Origin of the sequence: Streptomyces ochraceiscleroticus, assembly GCF_000720485.1 — a bacterium.
Taxonomy (GTDB): Bacteria; Actinomycetota; Actinomycetes; order Streptomycetales; family Streptomycetaceae; genus Streptomyces; species Streptomyces ochraceiscleroticus.
The window spans coordinates 75,628-89,381 of the sequence record NZ_JOAX01000025.1 but is presented as its reverse complement, the minus strand read 5'-3'; the positions used below and the strand labels follow the sequence as shown (position 1 = coordinate 89,381).

At 71.9% G+C, this 13,754-nt stretch carries 12 protein-coding genes; 4 read left to right on the top strand and 8 right to left on the bottom strand.

Annotated features, from left to right (window positions below):
* Positions 1–19 precede the first annotated feature (19 nt).
* The 3 genes from ald to IG84_RS0127700 all read left to right on the top strand — a co-directional run bounded on the left by ald (position 20) and on the right by IG84_RS0127700 (position 4,561).
* Positions 20–1,135, top strand: coding sequence for an alanine dehydrogenase (ald, locus tag IG84_RS0127710; RefSeq protein WP_031062694.1), 1,116 nt, complete (start codon positions 20–22; stop codon positions 1,133–1,135).
* An 83-nt stretch (positions 1,136–1,218) separates the two neighbouring features.
* A complete protein-coding gene (locus tag IG84_RS0127705) occupies positions 1,219–2,589 on the top strand; it encodes an aspartate aminotransferase family protein (protein WP_031062692.1) in 1,371 nt (456 codons plus the stop codon).
* A gap of 463 nt (positions 2,590–3,052) precedes the next feature.
* A complete protein-coding gene (locus tag IG84_RS0127700) occupies positions 3,053–4,561 on the top strand; it encodes an amino acid permease (protein WP_211266535.1) in 1,509 nt (502 codons plus the stop codon).
* A 50-nt stretch (positions 4,562–4,611) separates the two neighbouring features.
* Here the strand turns inward: IG84_RS0127700 and secD are convergent, their stop codons facing one another.
* From secD to IG84_RS0127685, 3 genes are all read right to left on the bottom strand, one after another.
* Positions 4,612–6,972: a protein translocase subunit SecD gene (secD, locus tag IG84_RS0127695; protein WP_051862518.1), complete on the bottom strand. Its 2,361-nt coding sequence runs from the start codon at positions 6,970–6,972 to the stop codon at positions 4,612–4,614.
* 152 nt (positions 6,973–7,124) lie between these two features.
* Positions 7,125–7,538, bottom strand: coding sequence for a hypothetical protein (locus IG84_RS0127690; protein ID WP_031062685.1), 414 nt, complete (start codon positions 7,536–7,538; stop codon positions 7,125–7,127).
* A 132-nt stretch (positions 7,539–7,670) separates the two neighbouring features.
* Positions 7,671–8,093: a globin domain-containing protein gene (locus IG84_RS0127685; protein ID WP_031062683.1), complete on the bottom strand. Its 423-nt coding sequence runs from the start codon at positions 8,091–8,093 to the stop codon at positions 7,671–7,673.
* Between the two features lie 153 nt (positions 8,094–8,246).
* Here IG84_RS0127685 and IG84_RS0127680 point away from each other — a divergent pair, with 153 nt between their 5' ends.
* A complete protein-coding gene (locus IG84_RS0127680) occupies positions 8,247–8,837 on the top strand; it encodes a pyridoxamine 5'-phosphate oxidase family protein (protein ID WP_031062681.1) in 591 nt (196 codons plus the stop codon).
* A gap of 49 nt (positions 8,838–8,886) precedes the next feature.
* Here IG84_RS0127680 and IG84_RS0127675 read toward each other — a convergent pair whose 3' ends face one another.
* From IG84_RS0127675 to argC, 5 genes are read right to left on the bottom strand one after another with little or no spacing between them, the layout of a single operon-like run.
* Positions 8,887–9,426, bottom strand: a complete 540-nt coding sequence (locus tag IG84_RS0127675) for an arginine repressor (protein ID WP_030251868.1) — start codon at positions 9,424–9,426, stop codon at positions 8,887–8,889.
* 8 nt (positions 9,427–9,434) lie between these two features.
* Complete coding sequence (locus tag IG84_RS0127670) at positions 9,435–10,655, bottom strand: acetylornithine transaminase (protein WP_031062679.1); 1,221 nt, start codon at positions 10,653–10,655, stop codon at positions 9,435–9,437.
* Positions 10,652–11,572, bottom strand: coding sequence for an acetylglutamate kinase (gene argB, locus IG84_RS0127665; RefSeq protein WP_031062677.1), 921 nt, complete (start codon positions 11,570–11,572; stop codon positions 10,652–10,654). The genes IG84_RS0127670 and argB overlap by 4 nt, the downstream gene beginning before the upstream one ends.
* Positions 11,569–12,720: a bifunctional glutamate N-acetyltransferase/amino-acid acetyltransferase ArgJ gene (gene argJ, locus IG84_RS0127660; RefSeq protein WP_031062675.1), complete on the bottom strand. Its 1,152-nt coding sequence runs from the start codon at positions 12,718–12,720 to the stop codon at positions 11,569–11,571. The genes argB and argJ overlap by 4 nt, the downstream gene beginning before the upstream one ends.
* Entirely contained in the window at positions 12,717–13,745 is a 1,029-nt protein-coding gene (argC, locus tag IG84_RS0127655; RefSeq protein WP_031062673.1) for an N-acetyl-gamma-glutamyl-phosphate reductase, read from the bottom strand. The genes argJ and argC overlap by 4 nt, the downstream gene beginning before the upstream one ends.
* Positions 13,746–13,754 lie beyond the last annotated feature (9 nt).

Genomic DNA, 13,754 nt, shown 5'->3' with positions numbered 1-13,754 from the left:
CTACCGATGGGAGTTCTTCGTGAAGATCGGAATCCCGCGCGAGATCAAGAACCACGAGTACCGGGTGGCCATCACCCCCTCGGGCGTCCACGAGCTGGTCCGCCACGGCCACTCCGTGTACATCGAGGAGGGCGCCGGCGCCGGCTCCTCGATCCCGGACGCCGAGTACGCAGCGGCCGGTGCCACCCTCCTGCGGGACGCCGATCAGGTATGGGCCACCGCCGACATGATCCTGAAGGTCAAGGAGCCGATCGCCGAGGAGTACCACCGGATGCGCGAGGGGCAGCTCCTCTTCACGTATCTGCACCTCGCGGCCTCCAAGGAGTGCACGCAGGCCATGCTGGAGTCCGGGATCACCGGCGTCGCGTACGAGACGGTGCAGCCCGCCGACGGCTCGCTGCCGCTGCTCTTCCCGATGTCGGAGGTGGCCGGCCGGCTCGCGCCGCAGGTGGGCGCCTACCACCTGATGCGCGCCGCGGGCGGCCGCGGCGTCCTGATGGGCGGCGTCTCCGGCACCTCCCCGGCCAAGGTCGTGGTCGTCGGCGCCGGCGTCTCCGGCATGAACGCCGTGGCCGTGGCCACCGGCATGTGGGCCGACGTCACGCTGCTGGACCTGAACATCGAGAAGCTGCGCGCCGCCGACCGGATGTACCAGGGCCGGATCAGGACCGTCGCGTCCAACGCCTTCGAGCTGGAGCGGGCCGTCCTGGAGGCGGACCTGGTCATCGGCGCGGTGCTGGTGCCCGGCGCCCGGGCCCCCAAGCTGATCAGCAACGACCTGGTCTCCCGGATGAAGGAGGGCTCGGTACTGGTCGACATCGCCATCGACCAGGGCGGCTGCTTCGAGGACTCCCGCCCGACCACGCACGCCGACCCGACGTACCAGGTCCACGACTCGGTCTTCTACTGCGTCGCGAACATGCCGGGCGCGGTCCCGAACACCTCCACATACGCGCTGACCAACGTGACCCTGCCGTACGTCCTGGCCATCGCCGACAACGGCCTGGCCGCCGCGGCCGCAGCCGACCCCGCCGTCAAGCGCGGCATCAACGTGGTGGGCGGCCAGCTCACCTACCAGCCGGTGGCCGAGGCACACGACCTGAAGTACGTCGACGTCGACGAGGTCCTCGTCTGAGACGCGCGCCGGGCCCGCCCGTCCGCCGCGCGGGCCCGGACCGTACCTCCGCCCCACCCGCTCCCCCTTCCGGAAGGACCACCGTGAGCACCGACTCCTCCCTCCGCGCCAAGGCGCAGGCACACCTCGGCCAGCACTTCACCCGTCACGACGTCTGGCAGGACGAGGGCCTGCCGGTCTTCGTCCGCAGCGAGGGCTGCCACCTCTACGACGAGCGGGGCCGCCGCTTCCTGGACGGCCTGGCTGGGCTGTTCTGCGTCAACATGGGCCACGGCCGCGGCGACATCGTGGCCGCCGCGGCCAAGCAGATGGAGACGCTGCCGTACTCCACGAACTGGGGCGCGGCGCACCCGCCGGCCGTCGAGGCGGCGAGCCTGATAGCCGACCTGGCGCCCGGCGACCTGAGCGTCACCTGGTTCGTCAACTCCGGTTCGGAGGCCGTGGAGACGGCCATCAAATTCGCCCGGCAGTACCACAAGAGCCAGGGCGCGACGGAGCGCACGAAGATCATCAGCCGCAGTATGGCGTACCACGGCGTGACGCTCGGCGCCCTGTCGGTGACCGGCCTCCCGAAGATCCGCGACCCCTTCCTGCCCCTCCTCCCCGGCATCCGCCACGTGCCCAACACCCTTGGCTTCACCGGCGATTGCGGCCCGGCGGACCAGCTCGACGTCGTACGCGCCATCGAGCAGGCCATCGTCGAGGAGGGCCCGGAGACGGTCGCCGCGGTCTTCGCGGAGCCGGTGCAGAACGGGCGGGGCGCGCTCGTGCCACCGGACGGGTACTGGCGCGAGCTGCGGCGGATCTGCGACAAGTACGGCGTGCTGCTGGTCGCCGACGAGGTCATCTGCTCCTTCGGGCGGCTGGGCGAGTGGTTCGGCAGCGGGTACTTCGGCGTCGTGCCCGACATGATCACCTTCGCCAAGGGGTCCACGTCCGGGTACGCGCCGCTGGGCGGCATGATCGCCCGGGAGCCGCTGGTGCGCGGCCTGTTCGAGTCGCCGAAGGGCGGTACGTTCACGCACGGCGCGACCTGGGGCGGCCACCCGGTCTCCACCGCGGTCGCGGTCGCCAACATCACCGCCATGCGGGACGAGAACGTCCTCGGCAACGTCCGCACCCTCGGCCCCGAGCTGCGCGCCGGGCTGGAGTCGCTCAAGGACCGCTACCGCGTCGTGAAGGACGTGCGCGGCATGGGCTTCTTCTACGCGGTGGAGCTGATGGCCGACAGCGAGACCGGCCGCGAGCTGACCGAGGAGGAGTCGACGAAGGTACTCCGCGAGGTGCTGCCGAGCGCCTTCAAGCGCACGGGCGTCATCCTGCGGCCCGACGACCGGGGCGCGACGATGCTGATGATCTCGCCGCCGCTGGTGGCCGACCGCGAGGTACTGGGCGAGTTGCTGTCGGGCGTGGACGTGATGGTCGCGGACGTCCAGCGGAGCGTGCTGGGCTGACGCCCGGGCAGCGGGGCGCACTGGGCTGAGGCCGCTGTGCGGCGGGCGGTCCTGGGCTGAGGCCGCCGGCGCGTATACGGGGCGGGTCGAACACCCCGGTCCCCCCAGCAGGGGGTTACCCGAAGGGGGCGGCGCGGACACGTCCGTGCCCTCGACGCTGCGGCCTCGACACCGGCGCGTATACGGGGCGGCTCGAACACCCCCGTCCCCCCAGCAGGGGGTTACCCAAGGGAGGCGGTGCGGACACGCCCGCCTTCCTTGGGTACCCGAAACTTCGCGTCCCCGGAGATTGGCGTACCCGAAGCTTGGCGTACCCGAAGCCCGGCGTGCCCGGAAACGGTCGCCGTGCAATAAGCGTGCAACACCCACTTAATGTCCGCGTATTAGGCTCTCTCTGGTACCGCGATATCGCTGCTTTCTGGCGCTTTCTCAGGAGTTCACCGGACGGCCATCATCCCGGGCAATGCCGATTACCCAACGAAATGGGGAACCCGTGGGAGAGAACAACAAGGAAGCCGTCGAAGGGGCCGGCCTGCGCGGCGAACTCAAACAGCGCCATATGCGGCTCATCGCCCTGGGCGGAGTCATCGGCGCGGGACTCTTCGTCGGCAGCGGCGTGGTCATCGAGGACGCCGGACCCGCCGCGATCATCTCGTTCCTGCTGGCCGGCGGGCTGGTCATCCTGGTGATGCGGATGCTGGGCGAAATGGCGGTGGCCCGCCCCTCGGTGGGTTCCTTCTACGCGTACGCCCGCCTCGCCCTGGGAAATTGGGGCGGATTCACCATCGGCTGGCTCTACTGGTATTTCTGGGTGAATGTCGTCGCGCTGGAGGCGGTGGCCGGCGCGAGCCAGCTGCACGTCTGGCTGCCGGGCATTCCGCTGTGGGTCATCAGCCTCTGCCTGATGGTCATCCTCACCGCGGTCAACATGTTCTCGGTGAAGTCCTTCGGGGAGTTCGAGTACTGGTTCTCCTCAATCAAGGTCGCCGCCATCACCGTATTTCTCGTCGTCGGCCTGGTATTCGTCCTGGGGATGTGGCCCGGCGCCCATGAAGCGGACGTCTCGAACCTGACCGCACACCAGGGCTTCGCACCGCACGGCATCGGCCCGGTGCTCGCCGCCGTCATCCCGGCCGTCGGCTTCTTCACCGGCGCCGAGATCGCCGCGCTGGCCGCCTCGGAGTCCAGCGAGCCGCGCCGCAACGTCGCCAAGGCCACCAACTCCGTCGTGCTCCGCGTGCTGCTCTTCTACGTCGGCTCGATCTTCCTGGTCATCGCGATCGTGCCGTGGAACAAGCCGGAGGTGGCGGACGGCCCGTACGTCGCCGCGCTGCAGCAGATCGGCATCCCCGCCGCCGGCACCCTGATGCGGATCCTCGTCCTGGTCGCCGTGCTCTCCTCGCTCAACGCCGGGCTCTACAGCGCCTCCCGCATCGTCTTCGCGCTCACCAGGAACGGCGACGCGCCGCGCGGCCTGACCAAGCTCAGCAAGCGCGGCGTGCCGCGCCGCGCGATCCTCCTCGCGACCACCCTCGGCTATGTCTCGGTGATCATCGCCTACGTCTCGCCGGACGCGGTCTTCTCCTTCATCGTGCACTCCTACGGCGCGGTGGCCCTCTTCGTGTACCTCCTCGTCGCCCTCTCCCAACTGCGGCTGCGCCGCCGCCTGGAGCGCGAGGACCCGGGCTCCCTCCAGCTCCGGATGTGGTGGTACCCGTACCTGAGCTGGTTCACGGTGGCCGCGATGGCGGTCGTGATCGTCACGATGGCCGTACTGCCGTCCACCCGCATGGACTTCGCCGCCAGCGCGGTCACGCTCCTGGTGGTGCTCGCGGCGTACGGGGTGCGCGCGTACCGGAAGCGGGGGCCGGGCGGGGCCGCGGCCGAGGCACCGGCAGAGACGCCCGTCGGCCTGCCGAGTACCGGAGCCACGGCGGTGTCGGCGACGGAGGCGAAGGCTCCACGCGCCTGACCCGGAGGCGGGCCGTACCGGATACGGCCCGCTCCCAGGTGTGCGTACCGTCAGACCACCGCCCCCGAGTCCTCGGCCCGCCGGGCCCCCGCCCGGCGCCGGGGCCCGGCCGTCGACGGCGCAGACTTGGCCCGTCCGGCCGGCCGGGGCGGCGGCGCCGTACTGCGTGCCTCCAGCGAGATCGCCAGCGGCATCGCCGTGAACAGCGACGAGTACGTGCCCACGCCGATGCCGATCAGCAGCGCCACCGCGAAGTCGGTGAGCGTGTCGCCGCCCAGGAACGCCAGCGCGGCCAGGATCAGCACGGCGCCGATGCCGGTGTTCACCGTGCGCGGCAGGGTCTGCAGGATCGCGGAGTTGGCGATCCGGTCGAACGGTGCCTTGCGGTTGGCGCCCCACAGTTCGCGCACCCGGTCGAAGACCACGACGGAGTCATTGACGGAGTACCCGATGACGGTGAGCAGCGCCGCCAGGAACACTCCGTCCACGGGCTTGCCCAGCCAGGCGAAGACGCCGACCAGGATCAGCACGTCGTGGGCCATCGCGGCGACCGCCGAGGCGCCGAAGGTCCAGCGGAAGCGGGCCGCCAGGTAGGCGAGCTGGGCGAGCAGCGCCACGCCGAGGGCGATCAGCGCGTTGCGGCGCAGCTCGTCCCCCAGGCTCGGCCCGATCAGCTCGTCCCGTACCTTCTCGGTCTTCCCGCCCAGCCCGGCGACGGCCTGCCGGACCTCGCTCTCCTGCGCGGCGGTCAGCTTCTCGGTGCGTACGGTGAGGTCGCCCTCTCCCGAGGAGTTGACCACGGCGCGCGGGAAGCCGGCGTCGGCGAGCGCCTTGCGGGCCGCGCCGGGTTCCACTTCGGTGGCGGTGGCGTACTCGACCATGCGGCCGCCGGTGAATTCCACGCCGAAGTCCAGGCCGCGCAGCCCGATCCCGCCGGCGGCCACGGCCAGGACGAGCGCGGAGGCGGCGAGCCAGCGGCGCCGGTGGCGCATCAGGTCGGGGTCGCGGCGGGTGAGCCAGGTGCGGACCCGGCCCTCGTCGGCCAGTCCGGTGAGGCGCGGCGCCGTCCGTACGAGGTCGCGGGCGAGGGCGAATTCGGCGAGGACCCGGGTGACGACCAGGGCGCTGATCATCGAGGCGAGGACGCCGATGGAGAGGGTGACGCCGAAGCCGCGCACCGGCCCGGAGGCGAAGAAGAACAGCAGTCCGGCGGCGAGCAGGGTGGTGATGTTGGAGTCCGCGACGGCGCTGAAGGCGTTGCGGAAGCCGGCGGTCAGGGCGGTGCGGACGTCCGTCCGCGCGCCGTTCTCCGCGCCGCCGCGCCGCTTCTTCCTCCGCCCGGTCGCGTACTCCTCCCTGGCGCGTTCAAACACCAGGACGTTGGCGTCCACCGCCATCCCGATGGCCAGCACGAAGCCGGCCAGGCCCGGGAGGGTGAGGGTGGCGCCGAGCGCGAGCAGCGCGGCGTAGGAGATCAGCGCGTAGCAGGCCAGGGCCAGCGCGGCGAGGACGCCGAGCAGCCGGTAGACGACGGTGATGAAGAGCGCGGTGAGGGTGATGCCGATGACCGCGGCCTCGGCGCTGGCCTCGATGGCGTCGGCGCCCAGCGTCGGCCCGACGGTCCGCTGCTCGATCAGCTCGACCGGTACGGGCAGCGCGCCGCCCTTGATGAGCAGCGCGAGGTCCTGGGCCTCCTGCTGGGTGAAATTGCCGGTGATCTGGGTCGAGCCGCCGGTGATGCCGGTGCCGCAGGCCACCGACTCGTTCACCTGCGGGGAGGAGATGACCTTGTCGTCGAGGACGATGGCGGCGCGCCGGGCCGGGTCGCCCGCCGGCTTGCAGGCGGCCTCGCCGGTGAGCTCGGCCCACTTCTGCTCGCCGCTGCCGCGCAGGTCGACGGTGACGTACCAGCCGCTGCCGCGCTCGGCGTCGAAGCCGGCCTCGGCGCCGTCGACCTGTTCGCCGGTGAGCGCGGCCGGTCCGACGCGCAGCGGCTGCCCGGACTCGTCGCGCAGGGTGCGCTTGTCCTTGGGGCCGGGGCTGCCGGGGCCTTGCGGGTCCGCGCCGAGCACGGGGTGGAAGGTGAGCTGGGCGGTGCGGCCGAGGACCTCGGCGGCCTCGCGGGGGTCCTGGACGCCGGGGAGTTCGACGACGATGCGGTGCTCGCCGGAGCGGGCGAGGTTCGGTTCGGAGACGCCGAGGCCGTCGACACGGCGGCGCAGTACTTCGAGTGTGCGTTCAGTGGCCGCGCGGTCGGCCTTCGCGGTGGGCGAGTCCCGGGTCTCCAGGACGAGTTGCGTACCGCCGCGCAGGTCGAGCCCGAGGCGCGGGGACTGGGTGAGGGAGAGGTAGAGCGAGAGGGCGAGGACGGCGAGCGCGAGCAGCGCGCGCAGCCTCGATGCACGGTTCATGGGATGGGGCCTCCAACAGGCGGCGCCGCGCGACCGGTTGCGTACGGGCGCGGCGGAGGTCCGTGCCGGTACGCGGGCGTACGGGCACGGTGGGAAGCACGGCGGACGCCCCCTCGGCCCGTGGCCGGGTCAGGGCGTGCCGTGTGACGTGTTCACCTGTTGGAAAGGGGCGGGGCGCGGGCCGGCCGGAGGCCCGCCGAGAACTGCTCCCGGCCGGTGGTGTCCCGGCACACCGGGAGCCAGGACAGGGCGCGCGGCCGGGGTGTGTGGCGGCCGGCCGGGCCGAGGCCCGGGGCCGGGTGGGCCACGTGCTGTTCGGCCGGCGCGGTGCGGCCGCCGGTACGGAGGACGGCGTGCAGGTTCGCGGGGTGCGCGGAGCCGTCGTGCGCGTGCGGAGCGCCCGCCGGGCCCGTGGCGGTGTACGAGGCGCCACCCGTGTACGACGCGCCGCCCTCGTACGGTGCCGTGGCGGCGGCCGCCGCCGTGGGGCTCAGCCCGCCGAGGACGAGCGCGAAGACCGCGAGCAGCGCCCGCAGGGCAGCCGCTGGCCGCATCCGCCGGTCCATGCCGCTGCCTCCTCGTCCGGGCTCGCCGCCCGGATGTCCGGGCCCGCCGTCCGGATGCGCCGGCCTGGCCGCCGCACCCGGACGGGTGTCCGCACACTCTGCCACGGCCGGGAGGTTTTGGGGCCGCCCCGGCTATGACGCCTTCGGCTCCGCGGCGGCCATGGCGTCCGTCATGACCGCGGTCACGGTCTCGTACAGCGCTGCCCAGGACGCCTCGGTCTCCGGGGTCCAGGCGTCGCCCGCGAAGTGTGCCAGCGCGGCGATCAGGCTGGCGCCGACGGCCGGAAAGTGCTCGGGGAGGGCGCCGTATCCGGCGTGCCGGGCGCCGAGGCCCTGGAGGATGCGGACGACGGTGCCGGTGTCCTCCAGGTTGGCCACGAGTCCGCCGAGCGCGTTCCAGAGGCGGTCCTCCTGCTCCTCCATGTGCTGCGCGAACAGCGGCCGCACGCCGGGGTGGTGCGCGAAGAGGTGGGCGTAGAAGTACTTCGTCACGGCGGTCCCGTGGGGCTCGACGGCCGCGTAACTGCTGGTGATGAGCGCGGGGTTCAAGGTCATGACGGGACGGTAGGAACCGCGCGTTTCACCGGATCCGCACCGCCGATGACTGTACGGAAAGCGCTCCCTCAGCGAGGGCCGGGGGTCGTTGTGAGATGGGGACGAACCCGGCAGCCCGCCCAACTCCCGTACCGCGGACGGATACTGGGCCGTATGGGAAAGGTTCACGAACGCATCGACGGCAGACTGCGCACGTTCATCGAAGCGCAGAAGATCTTCTTCACCGCGACCGCGCCGCTCTCGGGGGACGGCACGGTCAACCTCTCTCCCAAGGGCCTGTCCGGGTCCTTCGCGGTCATCGACGACCACACCGTCGGGTACCTCGACTTCGCGGGCAGCAACGCCGAGACCGTCGCCCATCTGCGCGAGAACGGCCGCATCACGCTGATGTGGTGCGCCTTCGAGGGCCCGCCGAACATCGTCCGCGTCCACGGCAAGGGCGAGCCCGTCTTCCGCGACGACCCGCGGTGGGGCGAGCTGCTCACGCACTTCCCGGGCATCGACGGGTCCGCGCACGGCCTGCGCGCGATCATTCTCGTCACCGCCGAGCTGATACGGGACACCTGCGGCTACGGCGTGCCGTTCATGACGTACGACGAGGACCGGCCGCTGCACCGCTCGCGCTTCGAGCGCGAGACGGACGACAGCCTGGACGCGTACTTCCACAAGAAGGAGCACATCGCGCAGAGCATCGACGGGCTGCCGGGGCTGCCCCTGCCGCTGCCGCCGCTGCCGGCCTCCTGACACACCTGCGGCCCGCCCCCGAAGGGAGCGGGCCGTACGTGGACCGGGCTCAGCCGTTCCGCTGCGCCAGCCGCAGCAGGTGGTCGGCGAGCGCCTGCCCGCCGTCCGGGTCGCGGCTGATCAGCAGCAGTGTGTCGTCACCGGCGATGGTGCCGAGGATGACGTGCAGCTCGGCCTGGTCGATGGCCGAGGCCAGGAACTGCGCCGCACCGGGCGGCGTACGCAGGACCACCAGGTTCGCCGACGCCTCGGCCGAGATCAGCAGCTCGCCGGAGAGGCGGCGCATCCGCTCCTCCTTGGCGGACTCGCCCAGCGGCGCCTTCGGGGTGCGGAAGCCGCCCTCGCTCGGTACCGCGTAGATCAGCTCGCCGTTGGTGTTGCGGATCTTCACCGCGCCCAGCTCGTCCAGGTCCCGGGAGAGCGTCGCCTGGGTGACGCTCAGCCCGTCGTCGGCCAGCAGCTTGGCGAGCTGGCTCTGGGACCTGACCGGCTCGCGGTTGAGGATGTCCACGATCCGGCGGTGCCGGGCGGTCCGTGTCTGCGGTACGGCAGGGCCGTGCAGCGAATCGTTGTCCTGCGCCTCGGTCATCGTTCTGCTCAGTCTCCGGATCGTTGTTCCCCGTCGGCCGCGTCCGCGGCCGCGTCCAGCACGCCGGGGAGCTTCTGGAGGAACGTGTCCACCTCAGCGTCCGAGACGATCAGCGGCGGCGCGAGCCGGACCACGTCCGGCACGCAGGCGTTCACCAGAAGACCAGCGTCCTGAGCGGCCTGCTGCACCTTCGGCGCGTGCGGCCCCGTCAAGACGATACCCAGCAGCAGGCCCGCGCCGCGGACCGAGCCGACCAGTGGGTGCCCCAGCGCCCCGATCCCGTCCCGCAGCCGCTCCCCGGCGCGCTTCACGTGGTCGAGCAGCCCGTCCGCTTCGATGGTGTCCAGGACGGCCAGCGCGGCGGCGCAGACGACCGGATTTCCGCTGAAGGTGGAGCCGTGCGCGCCGGGCGTGAGCAGCTCGGCGGCCCTGCCGTACGCGAGGGTCGCGCCGATCGGCAGCCCGCCGCCCAGCCCCTTGGCGAGCGTGACGATGTCCGCCTCGACGCCCTGGGCCTGCGCCTCCAGCCAGTGGCCGGTCCGGCCGATGCCGGTCTGGATCTCGTCCAGGACGAGGAGCGTGCCGGTGGCGGCGGTGATCTCGCGGGCGGCCTGGAGGTACCCGGACGGGGGCACGATGACGCCGTTCTCGCCCTGCAGCGGCTCCAGGATCACGAACGCGGTCTCGTCGGTGACGGCAGCGCGCAGCGCCTCGGTGTCGCCGTACGGTACGTACGTCACGTCGCCGGGCAGCGGCCGGAACGGGTCCTGCTTGGCGGGCTGGCCCGTGAGCGCGAGGGAGCCCATGGTCCGGCCGTGGAAGCCGCCGACGGTGGAGACGATGTGGGTGCGCCCGGTCAGCCGGCCGATCTTGAAGGCGGCCTCGTTGGCCTCGGCGCCGGAGTTCGAGAAGTACACCCGCCCGGGGCGGCCGCCGGCGATCCGCAGCAGCCGCTCGGCGAGCGCCACGGTCGGCTCGGCGACGAAGAAGTTCGAGACGTGGCCGAGAGTGGCGACCTGGTCGGAGACGGCGCGGACGACGGCCGGGTGCGCGTGGCCGAGCGCGTTGACCGCGATGCCGCCGAGGAAGTCGAGGTACTCGGCGCCGTCGGCGTCCCAGACCTTGGCGCCCTCGCCGCGTACCAGCGGGATGCGGGGCGTGCCGAAGTTGTCCATCATGGCGCCCTGCCAGCGCTGGGTGAGCGCCGTGTTGCTCAGTCCGTTCGTCATGCCGCCCCCTCGTCCTCGTGCGCATCGGGCACGACCATCGTGCCGATGCCTTCGTCGGTGAAGATTTCCAGCAGGATCGAGTGCTGGACCCGTCCGTCGATCACCCGGGCGTTGTGCACTCCGTTGCGTACGGCGTGCAGACAGCCCTGCATCTTGGGCACCATGCCGCTCGCGAGATCCGGCAGCAGCTTCTCCAACTGCTTGGCGGTGAGCCGGGAGATGACCTCGTCGCTGTTGGGCCAGTCCTCGTACAGGCCCTCGACGTCGGTGAGGACCATCAGGGTCTCGGCGTTCAGCGCGGCGGCGAGCGCCGCGGCCGCGGTGTCGGCGTTCACGTTGTACACGTGTCCGTCGTCGGCGCTCCGGGCGATCGAGGAGATCACCGGAATGCGGCCGTCGTCCAGCAGGGCCTGGACCGCGCCCGGGTCGATGGCGGAGATCTCGCCGACCCGGCCGATGTCCACCCGCTCGCCGTCGATGTCCGCGTAGTGCTTGGTGGCGGTCATCAGGTGGGCGTCCTCGCCGGTCATGCCGACGGCGAGCGGCCCGTGCTGGTTGAGCAGCCCGACCAGCTCCCGCTGGACCTGCCCGGCCAGCACCATCCGTACGACGTCCATGGCCTCGGGCGTGGTGACCCGCAGCCCGGCCTTGAACTCGGACTCGATGCCGAGCGTGGCGAGCTGCTTGCTGATCTGCGGGCCGCCGCCGTGCACGACGACCGGGCGGAGCCCGGCGTGCCGCAGGAAGACCACGTCCTGCGCGAAGGCGGCCTTCAGCTCCTCGTCGATCATGGCGTTGCCGCCGAACTTGATGACGACGGTCTTGCCGTGGTGCCGGGTGAGCCAGGGCAGCGCCTCGATGAGGATGCGGGCCTTGGGCAGCGCGGTGTGCTTGCGTGCGGTGGTCGGTTCGCTCATGAGGAGTACGCGCTGTTCTCGTGGACGTAATCGGCGGTGAGGTCGTTGGCCCAGATGACCGCGGACTCGGACCCGGCGGCCAGGTCGGCGGTGATCCGGACTTCCCGGTACCGCATGTCGACCAGGTCGCGGTCCTCCCCCACCGAGCCGTTCTTGCAGACCCACACGCCGTTGATCGCGACGTTCAGCTCGTCGGGCTCGAAGGCGGCGGAGGTGGTGCCGATGGCGGACAGCACCCGGCCCCAGTTCGGGTCCTCGCCGTGAATGGCACACTTCAGGAGGTTGTTCCGGGCGATGGACCGCCCGACCTCGACGGCGTCGTCCTCGCTCGCGGCGTTGATCACCTCGATACGGATGTCCTTGCTGGCGCCCTCGGCGTCACCGATGAGCTGCCGCGCGAGGTCGTCGCAGACCTCGGTGACGGCGGCCGCGAACTCCGCGGCCTCCGGCGTCACGCCGGAGGCGCCCGAGGCGAGCAGCAGCACGGTGTCGTTGGTCGACATGCAGCCGTCGGAGTCGACCCGGTCGAAGGTCGTACGGGTCGCGCCGCGCAGCGCCGTGTCCAGCTCCTCCGCCGGGACGTCGGCGTCCGTGGTCAGCACGACGAGCATGGTGGCCAGCCCCGGCGCGAGCATTCCCGCGCCCTTGGCCATGCCACCGACGACCCAGCCGTCCCGCTCCGCGAACGCGGTCTTGTGCACGCTGTCGGTGGTCTTGATCGCGATGGCGGCCTTCTCGCCGCCGTGCGCGCTCAGCTCACCGGCCGCCTTCTCGATGCCCGGCAGCACCTTGTCCATCGGCAGCAGCTCGCCGATCAGCCCGGTCGAGCAGACCGCGACCTCCCCGGCGTTCTGCCCCAGCACCTCGGCGACCTTCTCGGCGGTCGCGTGGGTGTCCTGGAACCCCTTCGGGCCGGTGCAGGCATTCGCCCCGCCGGAGTTCAGTACGACGGCGCTGACCTGTCCGGCCTTGAGCACCTGCTGGGACCAGAGGACCGGCGCCGCCTTGACGCGGTTGGCGGTGAAGACGCCGGCGGCGGCCAGTCGCGGACCGGTGTTCACCACGAGGGCGAGGTCCGCGTTCCCGTTCTCCTTGATCCCGGCGGCGATGCCCGCCGCCGTGAATCCCTTGGCTGCCGTAACCGTCACGGCGCGACTCCGATCGTGGAAAGTCCCGTGTCCTCGGGGAGCCCGAGGGCGATGTTCATGCTCTGTACGGCGCCACCGGCCGTACCCTTCGCGAGGTTGTCGATCGCGCAGATCACGATGATCCGCCCGGCGGCCGCGTCGTACGCGACCTGGAGCTGCGCCGCGTTCGACCCGTACACGGCCGCGGTGGCCGGCCACTGCCCCTCGGGCAGCAGCTGCACGAAGGGCTCGTCGCCGAACGCCTTCTCGTACGCGGCCCGCAGGTCCTCCCCCGTCAGCCCCGGCTTGGCCTTGGCCGTGCAGGTCGCGAGGATGCCGCGGGGCATGGGTGCGAGCGTCGGCGTGAAGGAGACGCTGACCGGCTCGCCGGCCGCGGCACTCAGGTTCTGGATCATCTCCGGCGTGTGCCGGTGCACGCCGCCGACGCCGTACGGGCTCATCGAGCCCATGACCTCGGAGCCGAGCAGGTGCGGCTTGGCCGCCTTGCCCGCGCCCGACGTGCCGGACGCCGCGACGATCACGGCCTCCGGCTCGGCCAGCCCCGCCGCGTACGCCGGGAACAGCGCGAGCGAGACGGCGGTGGGGTAACACCCCGGGACGGCGATGCGCTTGGACCCCTCCAGCGCGGCGCGCGCCCCGGGAAGCTCGGGAAGGCCGTACGGCCAGGTGCCGGCGTGCGGGGACCCGTAGAACTTCTCCCAGTCCTCCGCGTCCTTCAGCCGAAAGTCGGCGCCGCAGTCCACGACCAGCACGTCCGGCCCGAGCTCCTCCGCCACGGCGGCGGACTGCCCGTGCGGCAGCGCGAGAAAGACGACGTCGTGCCCGGCCAGCACCTCGGTGGTGGTCGGCTCCAGCACCCGGTCCGCCAGCGGCAGCAGGTGCGGCTGGAGCGCGCCGAGTCGCTGTCCCGCGTTGGAGTTCCCGGTCAGCGCCCCGATCTCGACCTCGGGGTGCGCCAGCAGCAGACGCAGGACTTCCCCGCCCGCATACCCACTGGCCCCGGCCACCGCCGCTCGTACAGTCATCGAACCCTC

Excerpts from the sequence above, each read along its gene's own strand:
- IG84_RS0127700 (WP_211266535.1), top strand. The coding sequence starts at position 3,053 with ATGCCGATTACCCAACGAAATGGGGAACCCGTGGGAGAGAACAACAAG.
- secD (WP_051862518.1), bottom strand. The coding sequence starts at position 6,972 with ATGAACCGTGCATCGAGGCTGCGCGCGCTGCTCGCGCTCGCCGTCCTC.
- IG84_RS0127690 (WP_031062685.1), bottom strand. The coding sequence starts at position 7,538 with ATGGACCGGCGGATGCGGCCAGCGGCTGCCCTGCGGGCGCTGCTCGCG.
- IG84_RS0127685 (WP_031062683.1), bottom strand. The coding sequence starts at position 8,093 with ATGACCTTGAACCCCGCGCTCATCACCAGCAGTTACGCGGCCGTCGAG.
- IG84_RS0127680 (WP_031062681.1), top strand. The coding sequence starts at position 8,247 with ATGGGAAAGGTTCACGAACGCATCGACGGCAGACTGCGCACGTTCATC.
- IG84_RS0127675 (WP_030251868.1), bottom strand. The coding sequence starts at position 9,426 with ATGACCGAGGCGCAGGACAACGATTCGCTGCACGGCCCTGCCGTACCG.
- IG84_RS0127670 (WP_031062679.1), bottom strand. The coding sequence starts at position 10,655 with ATGACGAACGGACTGAGCAACACGGCGCTCACCCAGCGCTGGCAGGGC.
- argB (WP_031062677.1), bottom strand. The coding sequence starts at position 11,572 with ATGAGCGAACCGACCACCGCACGCAAGCACACCGCGCTGCCCAAGGCC.
- argC (WP_031062673.1), bottom strand. The coding sequence starts at position 13,745 with ATGACTGTACGAGCGGCGGTGGCCGGGGCCAGTGGGTATGCGGGCGGG.